The sequence below is a fragment of the Streptomyces sp. TRM64462 genome, from assembly GCF_013362995.1.
Classification (GTDB): domain Bacteria; phylum Actinomycetota; class Actinomycetes; order Streptomycetales; family Streptomycetaceae; genus Streptomyces.
Map to the genome: position 1 here is coordinate 1 of NZ_JABWDV010000387.1, position 947 is coordinate 947.

General features: G+C 74.8%; 2 protein-coding genes. Both read right to left on the bottom strand.

Features of this window, described 5'->3' with window-relative positions; all coding sequences use genetic code 11:
• Positions 1-165: 165 nt before the first annotated feature.
• On the bottom strand, positions 166-720 hold the full coding sequence (locus tag HTZ82_RS22110) for a response regulator transcription factor (RefSeq protein ID WP_309235624.1): 555 nt from the start codon (positions 718-720) through the stop codon (positions 166-168).
• On the bottom strand, positions 717-947 hold a 231-nt coding region (locus HTZ82_RS22115), incomplete at its 5' end, for a response regulator transcription factor (RefSeq protein WP_175411194.1). The genes HTZ82_RS22110 and HTZ82_RS22115, both read right to left, overlap by 4 nt.

Here is a 947-nt window from a genome sequence, read left to right on the forward strand (position 1 = left end):
GGAGTGGTTGGGGTCTCCCCTGCTCGAGCGAAGCCGAGAGCTTGGGGAAGGAGCCATCGCGACCGACGACAACGCCGCTGGGGGTCCCCCCTGCTCGAGCGGAGCCGAGAGCTTGGGGGAGTGCGTGCCAGACCCGCGGCCCAGGCATGATCCGCCGGACACGACCTAGATGAGGCTGTGGCGGACCGCGTGGGCCACCGCCTGCGCCCGGGTGCGGGCCTGGAGGCGGGACATCAGTTCGTACACGGTGTTCTTCACGGTGTGCGGGGAGCACGACAGGGTCCGGGCGATCGTGGCGTTTCCGTGGCCCTCCGCCATCAGGGTCAGCACCGACGTCTGCCGCGGCGTGAGCCGCGGGGCGTCCGGTGCGGTCGCGCCGCCGAGCAGCTGGACCAGGGCCGTGTACGGGACGCGGCTGTCGCCGTGGTGGGCGCCGTGCACGGCGGCGGCGAGCTGCGCCGGCGTGAGTCCTGACGAGCGGAGGATCGCGTGGACGCCGACCTGGAGGGCCCGGCGCAGGCCGCCGGGTGACACCGTGTCGCAGACCGCCAGCAGCCGGTGCCCGGGCACGGGGCACAGGGCGACGGCCTCCTCCACGGTCGCGGTCACGGCCACCGCGACCGTGGAGCCGTCGGCGGACGGCTCGATACCGGTCTGCCGCAGCATCTGCGCGACCTGGCCCGCCGGGGTCAGCAGCCGGACCCGCACCCCCGCCGTCACAGCAGCCCCGTCCGCAGGGCGTACGCCACGGCGTGGGCGCGGTTGCGCAGCCGGAACCGCTGCGTGATGTCGTGCACCACGGTCGTCACCGTGCGCGGCGAGTAGCACAGGCGCTTGGCTATCTCGTTCGTCTCGTGGCCGTCGGCGACCAGGCGCAGCACCGAGCGCTCCCGGTCGTCGAGGCTCGCCCCCGCCCAGGCCGTCGGGGTGCCGCCGGGGGCCGTGCC